This is a genomic window from Fulvivirga sediminis (genome assembly GCF_016757215.1).
Classification (GTDB): Bacteria; Bacteroidota; Bacteroidia; order Cytophagales; family Cyclobacteriaceae; genus Fulvivirga; species Fulvivirga sediminis.
On record NZ_JAESIY010000003.1, the window covers coordinates 190,423 to 210,842 of the forward strand.

Annotated in this window: 17 protein-coding genes; 6 read left to right on the plus strand and 11 right to left on the minus strand. The window is 37.1% G+C overall.

From position 1 onward, the window contains the following. Positions 1 to 4: 4 nt before the first annotated feature. The 3 genes from JL102_RS06670 to JL102_RS06680 form a co-directional block, all read right to left on the minus strand. Complete coding sequence (locus tag JL102_RS06670; RefSeq protein ID WP_202243487.1) at positions 5 to 655, minus strand: SdpI family protein; 651 nt, start codon at positions 653 to 655, stop codon at positions 5 to 7. Then, positions 652 to 915, minus strand: coding sequence for an autorepressor SdpR family transcription factor (locus tag JL102_RS06675; RefSeq protein WP_202243488.1), 264 nt, complete (start codon positions 913 to 915; stop codon positions 652 to 654). The genes JL102_RS06670 and JL102_RS06675 overlap by 4 nt, the downstream gene beginning before the upstream one ends. 137 nt (positions 916 to 1,052) lie before the next feature. Then, the gene (locus JL102_RS06680) at positions 1,053 to 1,577 is read right to left on the minus strand and encodes a DUF4348 domain-containing protein (protein ID WP_202243489.1); all 525 of its coding nucleotides are present in this window, start codon (positions 1,575 to 1,577) and stop codon (positions 1,053 to 1,055) included. 464 nt (positions 1,578 to 2,041) lie between these two features. Between JL102_RS06680 and JL102_RS06685 the strand changes: the two genes are divergently transcribed. From JL102_RS06685 to JL102_RS06710, 6 genes are all read left to right on the plus strand, one after another. After that, positions 2,042 to 2,527, plus strand: a complete 486-nt coding sequence (locus JL102_RS06685; RefSeq protein ID WP_202243490.1) for a hypothetical protein — start codon at positions 2,042 to 2,044, stop codon at positions 2,525 to 2,527. A gap of 161 nt (positions 2,528 to 2,688) precedes the next feature. Beyond that, complete coding sequence (locus JL102_RS06690) at positions 2,689 to 3,225, plus strand: hypothetical protein (RefSeq protein ID WP_202243491.1); 537 nt, start codon at positions 2,689 to 2,691, stop codon at positions 3,223 to 3,225. 176 nt (positions 3,226 to 3,401) lie between these two features. Beyond that, positions 3,402 to 3,797: a hypothetical protein gene (locus tag JL102_RS06695; RefSeq protein ID WP_202243492.1), complete on the plus strand. Its 396-nt coding sequence runs from the start codon at positions 3,402 to 3,404 to the stop codon at positions 3,795 to 3,797. 736 nt (positions 3,798 to 4,533) lie between these two features. Then, positions 4,534 to 5,334 (plus strand): pyrroline-5-carboxylate reductase, encoded by an 801-nt coding sequence (proC, locus tag JL102_RS06700; RefSeq protein ID WP_202243493.1) that lies wholly within the window; start codon positions 4,534 to 4,536, stop codon positions 5,332 to 5,334. Positions 5,335 to 5,338: 4 nt separating this feature from the next. After that, positions 5,339 to 6,133 carry a glutamate 5-kinase gene (gene proB, locus JL102_RS06705; RefSeq protein ID WP_202243494.1) on the plus strand — a complete coding sequence of 265 codons (795 nt, stop codon included), beginning with the start codon at positions 5,339 to 5,341 and terminating at the stop codon, positions 6,131 to 6,133. 70 nt (positions 6,134 to 6,203) lie between these two features. Next, a complete protein-coding gene (locus tag JL102_RS06710; protein ID WP_202243495.1) occupies positions 6,204 to 7,403 on the plus strand; it encodes a glutamate-5-semialdehyde dehydrogenase in 1,200 nt (399 codons plus the stop codon). Positions 7,404 to 7,684: 281 nt separating this feature from the next. Here JL102_RS06710 and JL102_RS06715 read toward each other — a convergent pair whose 3' ends face one another. The 8 genes from JL102_RS06715 to JL102_RS06750 all read right to left on the minus strand — a co-directional run bounded on the left by JL102_RS06715 (position 7,685) and on the right by JL102_RS06750 (position 20,210). Continuing rightward, a complete protein-coding gene (locus tag JL102_RS06715; protein WP_202243496.1) occupies positions 7,685 to 8,611 on the minus strand; it encodes a DUF6607 family protein in 927 nt (308 codons plus the stop codon). Between the two features lie 8 nt (positions 8,612 to 8,619). Continuing rightward, on the minus strand, positions 8,620 to 9,996 hold the full coding sequence (locus JL102_RS06720) for an HmuY family protein (RefSeq protein ID WP_202243497.1): 1,377 nt from the start codon (positions 9,994 to 9,996) through the stop codon (positions 8,620 to 8,622). Between the two features lie 39 nt (positions 9,997 to 10,035). Further along, positions 10,036 to 12,297 (minus strand): TonB-dependent receptor plug domain-containing protein, encoded by a 2,262-nt coding sequence (locus tag JL102_RS06725; protein ID WP_202243498.1) that lies wholly within the window; start codon positions 12,295 to 12,297, stop codon positions 10,036 to 10,038. A gap of 163 nt (positions 12,298 to 12,460) precedes the next feature. After that, positions 12,461 to 13,069: a response regulator transcription factor gene (locus JL102_RS06730; protein ID WP_202243499.1), complete on the minus strand. Its 609-nt coding sequence runs from the start codon at positions 13,067 to 13,069 to the stop codon at positions 12,461 to 12,463. A gap of 376 nt (positions 13,070 to 13,445) precedes the next feature. Then, entirely contained in the window at positions 13,446 to 14,579 is a 1,134-nt protein-coding gene (locus JL102_RS06735; RefSeq protein ID WP_202243500.1) for a cytochrome-c peroxidase, read from the minus strand. 2 nt (positions 14,580 to 14,581) lie between these two features. Continuing rightward, positions 14,582 to 16,183, minus strand: a complete 1,602-nt coding sequence (locus tag JL102_RS06740) for a DUF6850 family outer membrane beta-barrel protein (RefSeq protein ID WP_202243501.1) — start codon at positions 16,181 to 16,183, stop codon at positions 14,582 to 14,584. Between the two features lie 11 nt (positions 16,184 to 16,194). Beyond that, positions 16,195 to 17,529 (minus strand): DUF4876 domain-containing protein, encoded by a 1,335-nt coding sequence (locus JL102_RS06745; protein ID WP_202243502.1) that lies wholly within the window; start codon positions 17,527 to 17,529, stop codon positions 16,195 to 16,197. A 23-nt stretch (positions 17,530 to 17,552) separates the two neighbouring features. After that, positions 17,553 to 20,210 (minus strand): TonB-dependent receptor, encoded by a 2,658-nt coding sequence (locus JL102_RS06750; protein ID WP_202243503.1) that lies wholly within the window; start codon positions 20,208 to 20,210, stop codon positions 17,553 to 17,555. Between the last annotated feature and the right edge of the window lie 210 nt (positions 20,211 to 20,420).

Sequence of the window (20,420 nt, forward strand, 5' to 3'; positions counted from 1 at the left end):
TTATTCAGCTGGTTTGCTTGAGATGGAATGCATAAGAATAAATAATGGGTACAATAGCAAATATTGCTACGCCTGCTATACACAGCGGCATAGATAAGTTTGAGGGTGTGATAAGTACTAAAAGAAGAAAAAGAATACTTCCATATACCCATAATCTTGCTGTAACCCGGTGCGTTTTCTTCCAATTTTCTTTGCTGCGTAGCGTCCAGGGTGTTCTTATGCCTATAAAATAGTTCTGCTTTACAGATTGTAGGTAGTTGCCCAAAATGCAGAAAAGCATCAGAAGCAGGTAGGGGAGGTAGTCGTTTATATTTAGATTTTGGTTAATAGAGGAGAGTAGCGTGAAACACATCACGACGGAAAGAAGTACCAGGATAGAAAGCTGTACCCAAAAATATTTGTTTCCCATTTTCTGAATCTGTTGCTTTTTTTTTGTGAAAAGAGGCGCTAGCTTAAAGGTGGTGTAAGTGAGCAGTAAAATAGCTCCGAAAATATAGGGTACGGTAGTTTTTGAGGCCCAATCATCTGCCTCCCCATTAATGTTAAAATGTATGGGAATTTCTTCAGGCAGTTTGTTCCACAGATAGGCTAACAGGACAAAGGGTAGTGCTAATATAAATAAAAGGAATATTTCTTTTTCGATGGAGTGTTTCATGGTTTTTTGGTTTTTAGGTTAATCATCCAGGCTAATAAATCATCTATTACGGTAGTGCTCAGACTATAAATTACGAATTGACCCTGCTTTTCAGAATTTACTAATTCTGCTTGCTTAAGCAAGTCTAAATGGTGAGAAATGCTAGGTTTCCCCATATTAAAATGATCAGCGATTTCCCCAGCACTCATGTCTTTCTGCTTCAGTAGCTCCAGTATTTCTCTGCGCGTATGGTCATTTAGCGCCTTAAAAGCCTTGTTCATATTATTAATTTACTGATATTTAAATATTTTGACAAATATCGAAATAATTTTTTTGGTATAAGTTGGTGTTGTTTGTTTGCTTGTGTGAGGAGGATGATGTTGAATAATGGATTTTTCTAAATCAATATAATTTACAATTAAGTAGAAAGATCTTCTTTATAAGAAAGGAACCATTTTTCCTGCTTTTTAATAAAGTAATAATGTACATTGATTCCATTATCAATTCCTAATAACAAGATTTTAGCTGTGTCTGTAAAGATATTTACCTCTTGTTTGTATGCATCAATTTCTCTAGTGGCATAGTCTTTTTTGTATTCAAAACGGAGATGATGCCAATCTTTAAGAGCCTTTTCTTCTTCTATCATACTATCGTCATAAATGTCAAGATATTTTTCCTTGAATGGGAATAATGTTCTTGAAACTTGAAATAGGGAATCGGATTTAAATCTCTCAAAGAACACATTAAAGTCTTCTTTAGCTTGTGTATGGATTTCGATAGAAGTTAAAAAAGTATGCCTTTCGAATAATCTATAAATGAGAGCATGCCTAAGATGGCTGTTGTTAATATTAGGTGAAAGTGATGCATGGTTTAGTCTTCTGATTTTATGTAGCTGTAAATATGATAGATCGAATTGAATTTTGCGTACTGTTAAGAGTAACAAGTATATTCTGTTTAGTGGAATAGCTAAATCACAATTCTATTCTGATTGCACCCTCCTCTGGCATTTATAACACCCTGATCATGGATTACATAAAGGCTAGGCTTACAAATGGAGAATTTATAGATCCATATATACTTGATGGACGTGTCAAATGGTAGGTAGTGACATAGTTAGAAGCGGAATAACCAAATTCTATTAAGGTTTAATTATTGGAACTAACAATATTTATTATTCGTTTTTTTTACATATTTTATATTTTCGTAAAGCCATGAAAGTTGAAGTTTTTGCTACAATCGAAGAAATGAAGTCAGACAGAGTTCCTAGAGAATCATCTGAGAAGGAGATTATTGAGCAAAGACAATTCGTAAAAGGGTTTAAAAAGGCTAGAATCCGTAATATAAAAAGGAACAATTCACTTCCCCATTAATGCCATCTCTGACGTAGGATACATAAAAAGTCTTGAATTGCTAGATAATATTGTTGCTGAATTAGAAAGTAACATGGTGGGTTACATGATTGTTGGTGGTACAGCGGTCAATATTCATGGGTTTCACCGATTATCAATTAACCTTCCAAAAGATATACTTTATGATTTTGATATTTGGTATAATCCCACAATTGATAATTTTTATAGGCTAACTTCTGCACTTGGTAACATTCAACCTGAGAGTAGAAAAGAGTTAAAAGCAATAATATTTGATCCTAAAAGAGCATTTTTAAGAATCACTAAAAAGCCTTTTAAGCTTGAATTATTGCCTGAGATTGCAGGGTTCGACAAAAGGAACTATAAAGAGGTGAAAAGTAGATCAATAAAGTTTGTGATTAATAAAAGCGAAGCCACCATTATAGGCTTTGATGATCTTATTTATGTTAAAAAATCTACTAATAGAGAAATAGACAAGAGAGATGTAGAAGAGCTGGAGAAAGTGAAGAAGAAGAACACAAAATGACGTTTCTTCATTATATCGTTGATATAGTTAATTTTTTGGTAATCGAGGGTTAATTAATTCTGATTAGAGCAAACTTCACAAACATTTTCCAATACGCACTTGATAGATTTTAAAACATTAAAAAAGAATCTCCCAATAAAGACCTTGACCAATAACACTAAATGATGATTATCAAAAAGCTATTATTCATAGCCATAGCATCGCTTACAGTATTTTTGATTTGCTCATTTGTATTCTTAAATCAGACAGTGGATATTACTTGTACAGATCATAATTGTTCGGGGGAATATCAGGGGGAAGAGTTTATAAATGGTGATGATATTGCGCATCAATTCTCGAATAAAATGTCTCGAATTGTAGGGGATAAGCTTAAAGAGCTTTTCAAAAATGAAAAGTACTCCAAAGTGGATTTCGATAACATTGAAATGAGTACATTAGGTATGGGATCAGGAAAGGTTATTTATTATCTCAAAATACCATTTATTAGAGTAGAAAATAAGTGCGACGCTTATACCTCATTCGATCATGTAGGAGGGTGGAATCATGCCCCTGCTCTCTCACAAAGAAAACAACAATTACAGAAAGCATTAAAACCCAATCATATACTTGACATTAGTGATCTAAAAACTACTCCAGAAGGCTTGCAGGAGCATTGGATTCAATGGAAAAATAAAATCACTCAATCAATGTGTGATTGAAAAATGGCGTAAAAACTAACTAACTCTCGTTGGTACGCATTTGATCACAGCAATAACGGCTCTGTACCTGCAGGCTGGTTAGCTAGTATTTATTCATTAGGTTTGCGTAAACATGCTAAGGCATATTATTTTTTCATGTGCCATTCATGATAGAAACTTAAAAATCGATATCAACGATGCTTGCTATCATTCCTAAAAAAAATATTTCTACAGGAGACTTGAAAACGCTCCGAAGCATTTCTAATGTATCAATTTCTGAAATTAAACAAGCTGCTGTTGATCAAAAGCCTATTAAATTATTTAAAGAATTTGAAGGTTCATGGGAGGTTGATAGGTTAGAATTAGCCCGACTAGTGAAAGAGATAAGTGAAGTGCAGGATTTGCCATATCAGCTGGCTTTAGTGGAAGATTTGGAAATTATGGAATTTTTGTCTGCAGAGAAGCTGTACGACTATTTAAGGCATTTGCGCGAGATCGAATTAGAAACTCAAAGAAATTCGGATCTCGAGAATGGATATATTTCAAGTCCGGATGATTTTGAGCCACATGATGAAGATTGGGTAGTTGTTTAGCTACCAAAAGCCTATCATCTTTAACAAGGTTGCTTCACAAAACTAACATTATATAAAGCCTTTTTTATCTCCGCTTGGCATATTAAACCCAATCTATCCAACATAGCAATAGCAGAGTCTTTAAAATATGCTCTATCCTGATCTTGAGGTTTCAGAGTAATTTAAAATGGACATTAATGTGGAGTTGCTCTAAACTTTTGTGGATTTAGTTACACACTTGTTGTCCGTCAAAGCCGGGTAGTGTAGTGAAGCAAGGGGCCGATGATGGACAGCTGGGGTACTCAGTTTATGTAAACGGTTGTTTTTAACTTACCTGTCAGCTGTATAGAAAATTTGGCATAGCCTATTTTGTTAAAAATCAATAAAAGACGCATTTCTTACATGCAAATCATGACACCTTTTCAGGTTATTATGTCATGAGAGATTTCACTATAAGTTCATAAAAATATACGTAAAATTAAATTAGTGCATAAAATGAGGCATTATGTCATGGCGTTTATTTACTGACATAATTTCCTATTTCTGCCTGAATGGCACATTTCATGCACATTTGTCAATAGCAATAAAAAATGTCAGTAATTTTTTTTATCAGCCATTGGAGAGAGATAGGGCTATACTTTAGCCCTCTTTCGGATCTAATGACAAGATTATTTTCTGAAAAAGGCCGAAATGCACAATGGTTGTATTATATAAGCTGATTTTTTAAACACAAAACCTTAAAATTAACATTTAAGAAATGAAAGTATTAGTAATAGGAGCGGGAAATATGGGGTTAGCTTATGCTAAGGCTCTGGTAAAATCAGAGCTTTTGTCTAGCGATAACCTAATGATTTCAGACACTGATGAAGAGAAATCAAAGCAGCTGGAAACTATCAGTAGATTTGATGTATATACAGATCTTGCTGAGTGCTTGCCTGCGGCCGACATTATTTTTATCGCAGTAAAACCCTATCATATTGATGACCTTTTTGGTAACATCAAATCAAAAATTACCGAAGATCAATTGGTGATTTCACTTATGGCAGGTGTTACCATTCAAACTATTCAAGATGGCCTTGGAATTTCTAAGGTAGTGAGAGCTATGCCAAATCTACCTGCGCAGGTAGGAAAAGGACTTACCTCTTTCACCGCTTCTGAAACAGTATCTAGATTAGAACTATCTACAGTAGAGAACTTGCTTAATACCACTGGTAAATCAGTAAGATTAGATACTGAAAATGATATAGATGCCTCTACAGGTATATCTGGTAGTGGACCAGCCTATGTATTTTACTTTATGCAGTCTATGATGGATGCTGCTAAAAAAATGGGCTTTTCAGACCACGACTCTAAAGTACTGGTAAGTCAGACTTTTGAGGGTGCTGTAGAGCTGTTTAATAAATCTGACCTATCACCTCAATCATGGATGAACCGTGTAGCTTCTAAAGGTGGAACCACCAGAGCAGCATTAGATTCTATGGATGATAATAATGTGAGACAATTAATTGAGGATGCCGCATATGCCGCATTTGATAGAGCAGTTGAACTAGGTAAATAAGTATATGGAAGTTGAAAAACAATATAAAAAGAGAATTGTAATTAAAGTTGGTACCAATGTGATGACCAATAAAGATAATCGCATAGTGGTGCCTATATTGAAGAAGTTAGTAGACCAAATAGCCCGATTATATGAGGAAGATATCATTTGCGTGTTGATATCCTCAGGATCGGTAATTGCCGGAAAAGAAGTTTTGGATGGCAATACAATATTAGACCCCACTACACGCCGACAGGTATATTCTGCTGTGGGGCAGCCACGTATGATGCGTCATTATTACAGTTTATTTCATCATTATGGAATGCGCTGTGCACAAGTATTGGCCACTAAGAGGGATTTTGCGCCAGGTAAATACCGTGACAATATGATTAATTGTTACGAAGGATTGCTTAACCAGGGTATTGTTCCTATTGCCAATGAAGATGACGCCGTATCATTATCAATGTCAATGTTTACAGATAACGATGAGCTGGCCAGTTTAGTGGCAGAACTCATTCATGCTGATGCACTTATCTTATTAACAGATACAGATGGTGTGTTTGACGGACATCCTGATGATGAAGATTCTAATTTGATCAAAACGGTTACCACCGATCAGGCAGTGGAGCAGTTTATACAATCGTCAGGTAAGAAAGAAGGAGAGGGCCGTGGAGGTATGGAATCTAAGATAAATGTAGCTAAGAAAACGGCTGCTAAAGATATTCCTACTTACATAGCTAATGGTAAAAAGGAGGATGTAATCGTTGACATCGCTCGCGGAAAGAATGTCGGTACACGCATATATCAGGAAGAAGATTAATTTTTCTTGTTACAGTAAATTCTGAACAATTAAAAGAAGTAATTAAAATTAAAATTCAAGAAGATAATTTATGCTATTAATAGACACAGACAAAAAGAATGCAGTATTAAACTCTATGGTCAAATATTTAGATAGTGACCGTGAAGAGATTATTGCTGCGAATAAAAAGGACCTCGATGCTTTTGATCGTGATGATCAGGCTCTTTACGATCGATTGGTGGTGAATGATGCCAAAGTAGATGATATGATCAGAGCAGTAAAAGAAGTATTGGCGCAGGAGGACCCTGTAGGCCAAGTAATAAGCAAAGGTACTTTAGATAACGGACTCAATATTACCAATAAAACGGCTCCTTTCGGTACTATTATGATCATCTATGAATCTAGACCGGATGTAACCATAGAAGCAGCTGTGTTAGCCTTTAAAGCGAACAATAAGATTTTGCTTAAAGGAGGTAAAGAGGCTCATCATAGTAATGAGGCACTGGTAGAATGCTGGCACAAGGCATTAGCAGACAACGGCCTTGATAAAGATTGGATACAGTATCTGAAAATGGATAGAGCCACTACGCAGGAGTTTTTAAGAAACCCTGATCAGCCCCTTGACCTGATTGTACCAAGAGGAGGTGAGAGACTGATAGAGTTTGTAAAACAACATGCTAAGTGTGCAGTATTAGTGAGCGGTAGAGGTAATAACTTTGCTTATGTAGCTCCTGATGCTGATATGGAAAAAGTGATTCCTGTTTTAGTGAATGCTAAAACAGATAAAATATCTGGTTGTAATGCCTTAGATAAAATATTAGTAGATAGAAATCATCCTCAGCTAGACGATGTGCTTTTAAAAATTGAAGGTGCATTGAAAGAAAAAGGGGTGCATATTGTGGCAGGTGAAGAAGTGTTAGATACGCTTTCTGCTACAGACAAGATAGAGAATGATGAAGTATGGTATGAAGAATTCTTGGCTATGAAAGCAGTAATTTCTACTGTCGATGGTCTTGATAATGCCATTTCATTCATTAATAAGTATTCTGGAGGTCACTCCAACATTATACTTACCGAAAACACTGATGATGCTATGAAATTCATGGAAGGAGTGGATAGCGCAGCGGTTTATCATAATGCTTCTACCAGGTTCACAGACGGTGGCCAAATGGGTGTAGGCGCAGAGCTGGCCATCAGTACAGACAAGTTGCACCACCGCGGGCCTTTAGGGCTTAAGCAGCTTGTAACTAATAAATATTATGTTTTTGGAAGCGGCCAAGTGAGGAAATAGTTAATTATTGATATATAGTAAAGAAGGCTGTATCAAAAGTAAATTTTAGGGCAGATTGAGGTCTTCGAAATATTCATTCTTTAAATGGAAGAATCCTTCGAGTCCCTCAATGTGATATTAACTAATGATGTAATTACTTTTGATACAGCCTCTTTTTTGTTTCTCCGTAGGAGATGAATATAAAATAAGGATTAAACTAAGAATGATTCGAATTTAGTTTGTGCCTCAATTGGCCAGCTAAGGACTCAATTAATACTGACCAATGAGGGCTTCAAAATCAACTAGTTACTGGCTAGCTGTATATCACTTTTAATATAAGGTTGTATTACTTTTTTTATGGCAGCCTGAGCCTTTGCGGAGTCATGCTCTCCTTTATACTCTTCTTGCAAAGCGAAGAGTTGCTCGTATAAAAATTGGTCTTCTACCTTAGTTTTTAAGGCTAAAGTCTTCTTGCTTTCATACACTTCATCCCATACTGCACGCACGTCAGCCCAATAAGCAGAGTAAGTATCCCACCAGGCTTTGGCAGCACTACATTTGCTGTCTTCTACTTTGGTATAAGTATTCCAACCTTTTTCCTGAGCAATGAGTTGATCTTCACTATCTCTCAGTACTTTGTCATTGTCTTGTTCGTGAATCCAGCCTTCTTCAGTAATTTCCTGGCGGTTTCTTCTTTTCATCACGTTGTAGTCATCACGCTTGGTGTACTCTCTTCTTGGTAGAGGAGCATCGGCAGTGTTTTCCCAATAGTCTCTTCCATCAGCATGGATCCAAGTAGCAGAACCTTCATACCTTGGGCCATCATCTACCTGATATACTTTTTGAGACCACTGTCCTTTCACTTCATTTTTATTTAATGACACTGGTTTCCAGGTTTTGTCTTTGTCATAAGTGTATAAATCAGTGTTTTCATATAACCAGTCTTGTCTCCAGTGTTTTATAATCATGGTATCTCTGATTACTAATAGATGCTGTAACGAGAGCTTGTCGTCATCTTCTTCTGCCATAGTAACCCACTCGTAGGCATGAGACTTATAGTTTTCATGAAACTCATAATCTCTTTTGGGAGAGAAGGTTTCGGCAAAATTGAAATATACTTTGTAGCAGCCACACATTGACTTTATAGACGCTACATCTTGTTTCTTTTGCTTTTGAGCCCATAGTAGGGCAGGGCTCAAAAGCATAATAATGAGAAATGTCTTTTTCATAATTATGGTTAGTTTAAGTGCTCGTATTGGATCTCAGGAGCTTCAGTACTTCCATCTTTAGCAGAGAAGTAAGCGGTAAAGTGCAACTTAAATATATTGCCATCTTCATCTTGAATAATGTAAACCTGCTGATCATTAATGGTATACTGCCCCATATTGCTATCTCTCCAGTTTACACCGATGGTATTGAAACCGTTATCCGTAGCATTTAATGCTTCTGTAGCTTGCTCCAAGGTTACATCTTCAAAACCTTGTTCTGTTGCACTAATATCTATCAATGCTACAGTGCTTCCACCATAGTAGTTGTGGTAAGCTCCCAAAGTATTGTAAATCATAGAATAATTATTAGAAGATACTTCATAAGTTACAGCCCTTACCAAAATGTCCCAATTGGCAGGTTCTATTTCTGCTTCGCCATTATTGAAATGCACGTATTTAAAACTAGCATCATCTGATTTGTTTACTGTGAAAGTGGTTTCTGCACTGCCATCCAGGTTAGCAGAGTGGATGGTGTACTCATCTCCTGATTTTGTTAATTGCACTTTGCGATAACCTCTACGAACGGGATCTACATCGCGGGGTACCGATGCCTCAATACCTCTGTCTACTATGTAAACATTACTGGTGTTACCATTGGCGTCCCAGTTATAAAAAGCGGTCTCGTCAAAAGAGCCTTGATAAAACGAGTTTCCAGTAACTACATCTGTAGAGAATGAAGCATTTTCTAAGTCTTCTTCAGTTACATTTTCGAAGTCAGCTTCATCAGTAGCAGCGGCTCTCATAATAGTACTGGCATTAAGAAGTATATTGAAACCCTCACCAGCAGATTCCAGCGCTAAGTCATAATTATTTCTATTTACAGTGGTGGTTTCCAATCTATCAAGATCCAGGTAAAAATGCTGATCTCTGCTCGATCCTTCGCCTACATGAGCTATAACAGTGGCAGATGGAGTCACGAAATTTTCTGAAACGGTAACGGTTAAGGTGTTATTAGTTCCTGCCATAAAACTTTCCACATTAGAAGAAAGTAGGAAACTGATAGTTTTATCCTCTTCGATATTTAACGCAGTGCCAGGAGCAATAGAAAATGAAATTTCTGTGTCTCCAACACTTACAGGTATGGTTACTATGTTATCTTCAGTAGCAGGTTCAGTGTAATAGTCGTTATCTTCTCCATAAACTAAATCTGAAGAGCTGGCAGTAATCATTAGGCTACCGGCACTTTCAGCGGCTCTTGAAAAGACAATAGATACTACAGTAGCATTGTCTCCTGAAAGGCCTACTTCGGTGTTATTAAAATTCACATTTACTGGTGCAGGACTACCATCATCATCTCCGCAAGAGATCATCAAAGTAGCGGCGCACAGCAGTACTATGCACGTCATAATAAAGGTATACGGTCTGTTCATTATCATTATTTATAGTTATTGTTTTGATTGTAGTTTAAAATTCATTCTAAGAAAGTAGGAGCGTCCGTAGCCTACTGACGTCTGGCCGGAAGTATCAGCGTGTGCACCACCGGTAGTTCGGTTGTTTTTTACAAAGGTTACGTTCATCAGGTTCTTAGAACCAATAGAAAGGGAGGCCCATTCTGTGAGTTTTTTTTGTATTGTCAGGTCGAGTAGGTGGTAGCCTTCTCTTTTTTGGAGTTCGGGAGCAGTACTTCCATCTTCCTTAGTTATTTCGAAGTAATCTTTAGAGGTACCGTTGTATTTATAGTATAGGCTAAAGAAAAGTTCAGGTCGTGCCCAGTGGTATGAAAAGGAGCCATTCAGCTGAGTGCCATATACAAATTCCGGTATAGCATAGGCATCTTGTAGTTCTTGATACAGGCCAGTATAGGCTAGCCCGGTAGAAATATTAAGATTTTTGTAATGATATTGTAAGGTAAGCGTACTTCCTATTGTCTTGTATCGGCTGATGTTTCGGTAAGTGGTTATCATGTCACCACTGGCAGTTTCGGGGCTAATATAGCCGATGCGATTTTTTATGTTGTTGTAAAAGCCAGCTAATACCACTTGCATATTTTGCAGAGGGAAGCTTTTAGTAAAGTCAGCATTGAAAGAATGAGAATACTCAGGCTCAAGATCTTTATTTCCTTCTATATGATGATTGCTATCTATAAACTCATGGTATAGCTCTCTTAAAGAAGGAGCCCTGAACCCCCTGCCATAACCCAATCGAACTTGAGAGCTAGTTGTAATTTGGTATTTAAAATTGATGGCAGGGGAAGGCTCAGTTTTGTAAATGCTGTTATAGCCATAGCGTATACCCGGGCGAATGAGTAACTTTTCGCCTGCTTTTATCTCTGTAGAAGCAAAGAAGGAAATGTCAAAGGCAGATTTTTCTCCATCACTAAGGGTGGTGCCTGCGGTTCGTTCATAGTTACTGTCAAAACCTAGCTGGGCACTTCCCCAGCTCCATTTTAGGTGACTTAATGTGTTTCTGAGAAAGAGGGTTTTGAAGTAAATGGTGTCTTGTTCGTAATCGTCAGTGGTAGTTTCTCTATCGGTAGCCAGATTTTTAAGGTATTGACGGGTGGTACGCTCATAATTTGTATAAGAAATTACAGGCTGCATATTGAGCTTGCCTACTTTTATTTCTGACTGTAGCTGGTGGCTCCATCTTTTGGTGGTATATTGCTCATCTGTAGCAATAGGGTCATACAGCTGATTAGCTGATGGCTTTCCTAAATTTTCAATATTTTCATTGAGGTAATTCAGCCGATAGAAAATAGAAAATCCATCGGTGTTATAGCGAGTAAGTCCTCCCAGGTTATATTGACTTTTTGGGTACCACTGTCGGTCTCTGTCAGAGTATTTTTCAGGGTCTCCAATCCAGCCTCCAAAATCATTGTATCTTCCTTCGGCTTGGACATACCACTTTTCTGACGGTTTGTAGGTGAAGGTAGCTGCTGGAGAATGAATACCTTCATCGAAAGCACTATATTCCTTTTCTACACTTTCTTCATGTAATGAGAGGTTAGCGCTCCATTCATAGCCACTGTCTTTATTAGTAATAATATTAATTACACCAGCCAGGGCATCAGCACCATAGTTTACGGCCATAGGACCTTCTATAATTTCTATTTGCTCTATGCTATTTACATTGAGCTGACCCATGTCTATTTCATTGCTAACACCGCTTCTTCCGGAAATTGGAACTCCATCTAACAGTACTTTTACATTCTGACCAGAAAGACCTTGTAAAGTTATGCCTGAGCTGCCAGTGGCATTGTCTCTGGAAAAACTTATGTTGAGCTCATTTTTGAGGACTTCCTGAATGTTGGTAGCACCTTGCTTTTCTATCCTTTGTTTACTGATAGTCTTTACCTTGTATACAGAATTTTTGGCTGACTGTGGCGCATACTGAGAGGTGACTACCAGCGGATTAAGCAAAGTGATGGCAGGGCTAAATGTTATGGTCTGGTTATTCTCATCTATAGTGATAGACTTAGCATTATACTCTATATGAGTGAGTTTTGCAGAAAGAGGAGTGCTCCAAGAGGTGGAAGCTTTCCCTTTACTATCAGTGACAGAGGTTTGTTGTATGCCATTTTTTATAAAAGTGACCTGCACACTTTCAATAGGTTTATTGTTGGTACTGTCAACACAAATAATAGTAGTTTGCGCGTAAGAACTGGTGCCAATGATTATGAATAGGAATATATTGAGTATTTGCTTCATTAATTTAGACTAATTCTAAATAATGCAAATGTAGGTTTGTGCTACTTTGTTGGCAATCGCTCTAATTAATGAATTAAAGTAGCTGATACTGGTAGGTCTCTAGCTAATATTAGTGATGTAGAATTAGTGTAAGTGATGTAGAATTAGTGGACAGGTACCCTCGCTAAATGAGTTGCAGTTCAAGTGCATGAGTTACAAACTCTACAGGGGATTGTATGTCTAGTTTTTTGATGATATTTTTCCGATGTGAATTGACAGTATGTATACTCAGATTAAGTTCATCAGCTATTTTTTTAGTGCTTTTCCCTTTGGCTACCAGTATCAGTACTTCTTTTTCCCTCTGAGTTAGGTTGGTTTCTTGAGATTGGCCTAATAAAAGATCCATGAATTGATGACTATAAAATTTGCTACCCTTCAGACATTGTTCTATGGCTTGTAGTATTTCATGAGGTAAGGCGTGTTTATGAAGTATGCCTGTAACCCCTATTTTATAGAATTGCTTAAGACTAATTTCATCAATATACCTTGTAGTAAGCAATATGCTGTTAGTCCATTTTCGCTTAAGAAAACGAGAGCATACTGAGGGGGAAGAAATAGCTTCTTCATATTCCATGATGAGCAGGTCTGGTGTATGCTGCCTTATGGAATCTTCTACTTGGTCTAAATTGTATAAATTTTCCGCTATAATGACCTCACTGTTTTTTTGCTTCAAAATATTCTCCAGCCCCAGGTGTACTAAAGGAGATTTATCTGCTACTACGAGTTTTGACATTTTATATTAATTTAGACTAAATATAAACAAATATAATTAGCTTCTTTTAAACTTCAATTTACATCGTCATTATGTTTTCTCTCTTCAGGTAAGGTTTGTCCTATATTTGGAATGATTTGTTAATATATGGAAAAAATTAGTCTTTAAATGATCAAAAAACACTGCAGGAGAGCTTTGGCACAGTAATGGAGTAATGTATTTCGAATATAATTAGTGAAGAGGTTTCAGATAAAGACTTTCGTTTTGTTTAGTTTTCGAAATTCAGAATCTGAATCAGGTAGTGGAGGTTATAGTTTAATAGTAGTGTGTGAAGTTAGATGAATGAGGAAGATGTCCGGAAAAGTGCTATGTACCGGGTCATCTTCCTCATTTCATTTTATGGCAATTCAGGAGGTGTAACTCTGTATGTTCGGGATGACAAAGTTTTCATAAAGGCCACCAGGGCCGCTTTTTCCTGAGCATCTAATTCTAATGGTTTCAATAAATGTGAGGTAGTCGGAAATAAAGGGTCATCCATCTGATCTTTTTTACGTTTCGGATGCGGCATACCCGTGTTATAAAGATTCACCACCACTTCTAGGCTTGTAAAAAGGCCGTTATGCATGTATGGACCGGTTTTTCCTACTTCTCTGAGTGTTGGAGTTCTAAATTTGCCCACATCAGCTTTGTTCTTAGTGATTTCATATTGTCCCAAATCTTCAAAAGGTCTACCATAATAGGTAAGACCGGTATTATGAAATTGATTATCAGAAAAATAGCCTGTGTTATGGCAGTTAATGCACTGTGCTTTAGTTCTGAATAAGTGTAACCCAAGTACTTCTCTATCTGTAAATGCTTCAGATTTTCCATCAATGAACAAATCAAAACGTGAGGTTCTGCTTACTATGCTGCGTTCAAAGGTGGCTATGGCCTTTTTTATTCTTTCTTCAGTAACCGTTTCATCTCCAAAAGCCGCTTTAAAATGAGGTGCATAGCCTTGAGTTTTGGCTATGGTTTCCGTAGCTAAAGAGATATGAGAATTCATTTCTAGTTTATCTTGTATAGGCAGGGCGGCTTGCTCTTCCAGCGTTGCAGCTCTACCATCCCAAAAAAGGCTCGAAGCATAGCCGCTGTTTAATATGGTCATAGCATTTCTTTTTCCTAGTTGTCGGTTATGGCCATAGCTGTTACGCCTGCCATCACCCCAGCCCAGTTCAGAATCATGACAGCTGGCACAGGCTATTTGTCCGCTCTCTGAAAGACGAGGATCGAAAAAAAGCATTTTTCCTAATTCCTTTTTTTCGTCTGAATAGGGATTGTCTGCCGGATAAGTCATTTCGGGTAAATGTCCAATATCTTGAAAGGTAGACCTGTCTATAGAAGAATCTAATGCCGCTTCTGGCCATTTTTCGGTTAATCCACTGCTATATCTTGCTCGTAGGTCATCTAAGTCGTATTGATCTTTCAACACTTGAAAGCCAGACAGGGTAATGAATAATAATGTGGTAATTATAAAAAAATGTTTTTGCATGATTAATAGTAAAAATTAAGAGAAACTGATCCGAAAAGGCGATGAGCTTTATCATTAGAAGAAAAGGCTATACGCTCCAATGCCTTGCTATAGCTCAGATGTAATTTAATACTTGTTTTTAAATCGGATTCTTTATAAAAATTGAAAGCGGTGCCAGCCTTCAAGCTACCGGTGTTAGTGCTATAAAGATCTACATCATGGTAGATGATTTGGTTGTAATAGGCTTTAAGGCTTTGACCTAAATAATCGTCTTCTTTAATATTATTCAGATAATTTTCATTACCATTGAAGAAAGTGGAATTGATAGAAGTGCTTATTTGCGCTGCTAATGAAGGTTGAATATTAAGGTTTTCATTAATAGGAAAGGTTTTGCTTCCTGATACTGATGCTTCAAGTTTAGATAACTCTGACTTTGTGGTGGAGAGTACATCTTGTTGAGTTACCTGCCAAAGGTTTATTTGAGCGTTGAGTTCCCATTGTGTAATGTTATTATATTGCCTGAGATAGCCTAGGTCAAGTTTAACTTCTTTTTCTTTAGCATTATAATTTTTCCCTCCTTTGTCAAAAAGATAATTAGTAGCATCAAATTGAGATAAGTTTAAGCCGAGTTTCAATAATTTATCAGTAGAAGCATGATGCAGCCATAAGGTATTTAACCTCCAAGTGGAAGGGGAGTAGGAGCTTACGGGATCTATTTCTGAATTGTTGATATTACTAGTATCAAAACTCTCTTCACTTTTATTAGTGAATACAATATCAGCTATTATCAGGTTGACTTTATTTTGAAAAGTATACCCGATGTTAAAACCACTGAGAGAGGCAGTCATTCCCGAGTTGGCAGAAGAGGAACCACCATGGTTTAGTAAAGTGCCATATCCTGCCATCCACTTTATATAGGTATCATGGCTGTAGGGAATGTTATTGCTGGCGTTAGAATACTTTACATCGTTACGGAAATGGCTAAAGCCATAGGTGCCTGCGGCTTTTATATAACTAGTTTCTGATAGTTTATAACTAGCTCCCAAATCTAAGACTATGCTATTGTTAGTGACTTTAGAACGGGGATCATATTCTGATCGGAAGCGATTCGATACCTTAAAATCTCCATTTACACTAAATGCCCAGCGGTTGTTTTTAGTAGGAATGATCATACCGCCTGATAGCTCATAGTTCTGGTTGCTCCAATCGCTGCCTTTTTCGGCTGTCATAAACTGATGTGTAGGCATTAGGCCTCTATGGTATAATTCACCATTTAAGTCCCATTTCAGGTTTTGATAATACTCTTTCTCAGCTTTAAATTTTCCATAAAAGAGAATATTCTGTTTGCTATGATAAAGGCCGGTGGTAGTTAATCCTACCTGTTGAATGTTTTCAGGAATAGCGCCTGCTCGTAGGTCTCCATCTTCATAATTATAATAAAGTGATGAAGCGGTATAATCATTTACTGGCAAGAATAATAAGTTTTGTTGGTTAGCATAGTCATTTTGCAAAACCGATTGTAATAGTTGATTATCCATTGCCTGGAATGTGTGTGTAAGGCTATCCTGTCCATTAGCGAAGATGGGCAGGACTATTAAGATCCATAAAAAATTATACCGCTTCATGTCTATTTTGTCTATTGTATAATCACTTCAGGGTGCGAAAGCACTTCAAAGTCATTAGCAGAGTTATTAGTGTCTTGATAAAAAACTTTATCGCCGTCAGTAGATTTTACTTTTCTAATGATTGATTCTGAAGAAAGAACTCCTTTAATTACAGCTTTGTCGCCAGCGTCTATCGTGTTTGGTAACCTTGAAGGAGTTTGCTTGCTTGGATCTGTATTTTGACACATAACGCCATCAGTTATAAAACTGGCAGGGACTTGCATATATGTTGCCGTAGTTTCAGATACGTTTGAAACAGTGGGCAAAGGAATTCTATTCCATGAGTTCAGCTCCTCATCAGTTGCGGAGAATATAACAATAGCCTCTCTGCCATGAGTATCCAGAATCAAATCATTGCCTTTGAACGTTTTGAAAATAATATTCAGGTTAACAGAATTAGGGTTGTCTATGTCAGAAGTTAAAGGGTTTTTACCTATACTGGTTTGGTAATCAGCGTAATATCCTTCAAACTGAGCTTGGCTAAGGTCTACTGTAAGGTCAGGGTTTTCAACTTCATAAGTTACTGTTTCACCATTTTTGTCTTCCGCAACTAATGGAGCTTTGTGGTTAACTGCGGTGGCAGCTACTATCACACTTTTACCGGATTCTAATGGATAATCAGATCCATTACCAGGTATTTGAAGTACTTCTTCTAAATATACATAACCACTATTAGCATTTGTTTGGTCTGTCTGACCTACGGATAAGCTCCAGTCGTATTGCCCATTAGCAGTAAAGTTTTCCTCCCCGGCTTTGCTAGTATTAGCGGCGCCTTTTACCTGACCTATATAGAGACCATCAAGATAGATGACGTCATTACTATTATTGTGAATTTCAATGAACTGATCTCTGAAAATAGCTCCTAATCTCGCATCAGATCCTGCAAAATAAATTTGCTTGATCAGTAGATCACCTACCTGACCAGACTCTAGTATCATGTCAGTGCTGGTTACTCCGGTTTCGGAGATGTTTATAGTGGTTGAAGTGTTGAAATATACTTCTCCGGTTATTTGTTTATTGAAAGCCTGTTCGTAATCATCAGCAGTCATGGTGAGGCTTGCGTTAACAGTATAATTACCTGGGGTTACTTCTATTTCTGCAGCTCCTGCCGAGGTAGTGGTAGCGGTGTAGCTTCTTCCATCTTCAATGTTATTTAAAGTCAGAGTTACACCTCCGGCGGCTATACTGCCGTATTCTTCATTAAAGTTTACATTAATAGTATGTGTTACCGGAGTTATAAATTCTCCATCATCATCTGAGCAAGCCCAGAATAGAAGTAGTGCGCTTAGTATATAAAGTTTTTTCATTGTTAAAATAAGTGTGTATATGTTTAAAATTGATATTTGATTTGAGCTCCGAAGCTTATAGGATCATTTTTCGACATCTTGCCGGAAATAGTAGATTCCACCATTGGCTGATAATCCAGGAAATTATAAGTATAGAATGAAAAGCTAAGTCCGTTAGACAGTTCTTTGGAAATTCTTAAATGAAAGTTGTGATAGATGCTTGTTCTGTTGTCGGTTGAATTGCTTTCAGGCAGTACTATGCTGCTATATTTTTCTGCTGTTCTTTCTTCAGGAGCAATTTCTATTCTTTTGCCGGCTCCATTAAGATAGGCATGGGGGTATAAGTCTATAATGGAAGGGTAAATAGTGCTAAAAGTAAATTGCTCAGCAGTTAATGAAATGAGTAGGCCAATTTCTGAGATATGGTGCGTAATAGTTGCTGTGAGTTTTAGTTGATCGCGTATATCTGGTTGCGTTTTGTTAAAGCCATACAGATATTCAGTCTCCAGAGGATCTTTGCTTTTTTTGAATCGCTCAGATGAATTGAAGGTAGTAGAATGTGTGTAGGATCCATTCAGGGAAAATGAGGTGTTGATAGATTGTATTTTTTTAAAATTTAAATAAAATTCTATCCCTTTGTCTTTGGTTTTCGAACCATTATAAGCCTGGCTATAGGTGAGCAACATGTCTCGATAACCACTTATCTGATATGTAGGTGCTTGGTTTGGATTTTCAAAGTTAAAATCTACGTTGGGTACTGAAACTGATGTATATTTATCATCAGATACTATTCCATTGTAAGTGAAGTTGTAGTACGCTGTAATAGCCAGAGAAGCGATTTTTGCATTATAATTGGTGCCTATCTCGTACTTCCAGCTTTTATTCGGACTTAAGTTCAGCTTGCCAATCTCTTGCTTGTAGGTTTGAATAAGGTTGAAGGAGTATTCATTAGTTCTGAAATCAGCTATGAGCATGTCAAAATATTGATCTCCCGGATATATTTGTGATAGGGAAGGCGCTTTGGAGGCGAAGCCTATCCCACCACGAACACTCCATTTTTTCGTAAGCTCGTAACCGAAATTAGCCCTTGGGCCAAAGCTTGCAAATCCATTTTGCATGTCCATGCGGAAGCCAATGTTAGCGTAGAGCTCTTTATTGTTTACAAAAGTATGAGTGATATTATCTTGAAGGTAAATACCATAATTGACACGAGGTTTTACATAAGAATCAAAATCCAATGGTCTGGTGGAGTTGCCATCACTATCTCCAGCGCTGGATAGGGCAATATTAGTGAGCGCATTTTCTGAGGATACCACTTTTCCTTTACCACTATTATCAGTGTAGGATAAGTTGGTGCCTAGAGATAAGCTGTGATCTGTATGGTTTGTTTTTAATACTTTATTTAAAGATACGTTAGCACTTATGTTTATAGGTTTACCAAATACCTCTGATTTTTGAAGATAAGCTACTGGTGTATATTCACCAGGGGCCAACCCCGTTTCTGTGCTTGTAGGTAATATTTTGCCTCCATTATTTATGAATTTTTGTTTATATGACCTTTGTGATGCATAGCTATAGGCTGCATTGAGGCTGATATTATCGATAATTTGCGTGTTAGGTTTCCAGCTAAGGCGGTTGCTCACTCTAAAGCCTATGTCTTTTCTACTGCTGGCATCTTGGCCGCCATCATCATTATCCTTGTCATAGTTGATGTCATCAAAATTATTATGGAATGTAAATGATAAGGTGTTTTTAATGGTGTTGTCATTATTATGAGTGCTCCAAATAGCTGAAGTGTTAATACGGTTGAATTTTTTAAGGCTTTCTCTGGGATCAGTATTAGAATTTAAATAATCAAAGGAAAGGCTTAAGGCTCCTCCTTTATCATTGATTTTGAAACCTTTGTTGAGAGACATTGAAGTAGTCCCTTGTCTTAAGTTAGCGCTGAGTGTATAAGGTGTTACTCCAGCTTTTCTGTTGATCTTTACTACTCCTGAGGTAAGGTTGCCATATTTGGCGTCAGGAATACCAGTTATCACTTCCACCTCTTCTATGTTAGAAGCCGGAATAGTACGCAGGTCTATGCTGGAATTTACATTGTCAGTATCAAGTAAACCGTTACTATCGTCATAGGTTTGCATGTTAGCATCATTAGATAGCGCAACGCCGTCTAATACAAATGAAACGCCAAATGCATTTACATTAGTAGTGTTAGCGCTTCTAAGCGTAATGGCCTTGGATCTGGTAAAGTCAGGTGCTGAAATGGTTTGGCCTGGCAACTGTTGCAAAATATCACCTACGCTAAAGGATTGTACCTGATCTACAGCATATTCATCTAGTTTAATAGATGAGCCTACTTTAGAAGTAGTAGGGGTGGCGGTTACAGTTACTTCATTAAGTTCAAGGTTCTCGTCTTTTAGCTTAATAAGTACTTGAGAGGTGTTGCCGATGTCGCTGGAGCGAAGTATATATTCTTGCTTGCCTAAAAAATGAAATTCTAACTCAAAGGCCTTGGCGTTTAAGGTGATGCTAAACTGCCCATTAGTATCGGTATAAGTCCATTGGTTAGTATTTATGTTTTGAATACTTACCCCAGGTAATGCTACAGAATCTTCAAAAGAAATTACTTTTCCACTAATGGTAGTTTGAGCATGAACTGAAAAAGAGAGACAGAATAAGATCAAAAAAAAGTATAACCGCATGTTTTTCCAATTGAGCTACAAACATACTAATCTTATTTAGATTAATTAAAAATAAGAAGAAAAATTAATTTTTGTCTCTTTTATTACATTCATGTATCTATGTTAATTTTAATGATCAGTGATTTATTAGATTTTTATATGTTTTATTTTGACTGTAGGTTTGGAAATATTACATCAAAAAGATAAGGATATGAATGACTATAGATGTCA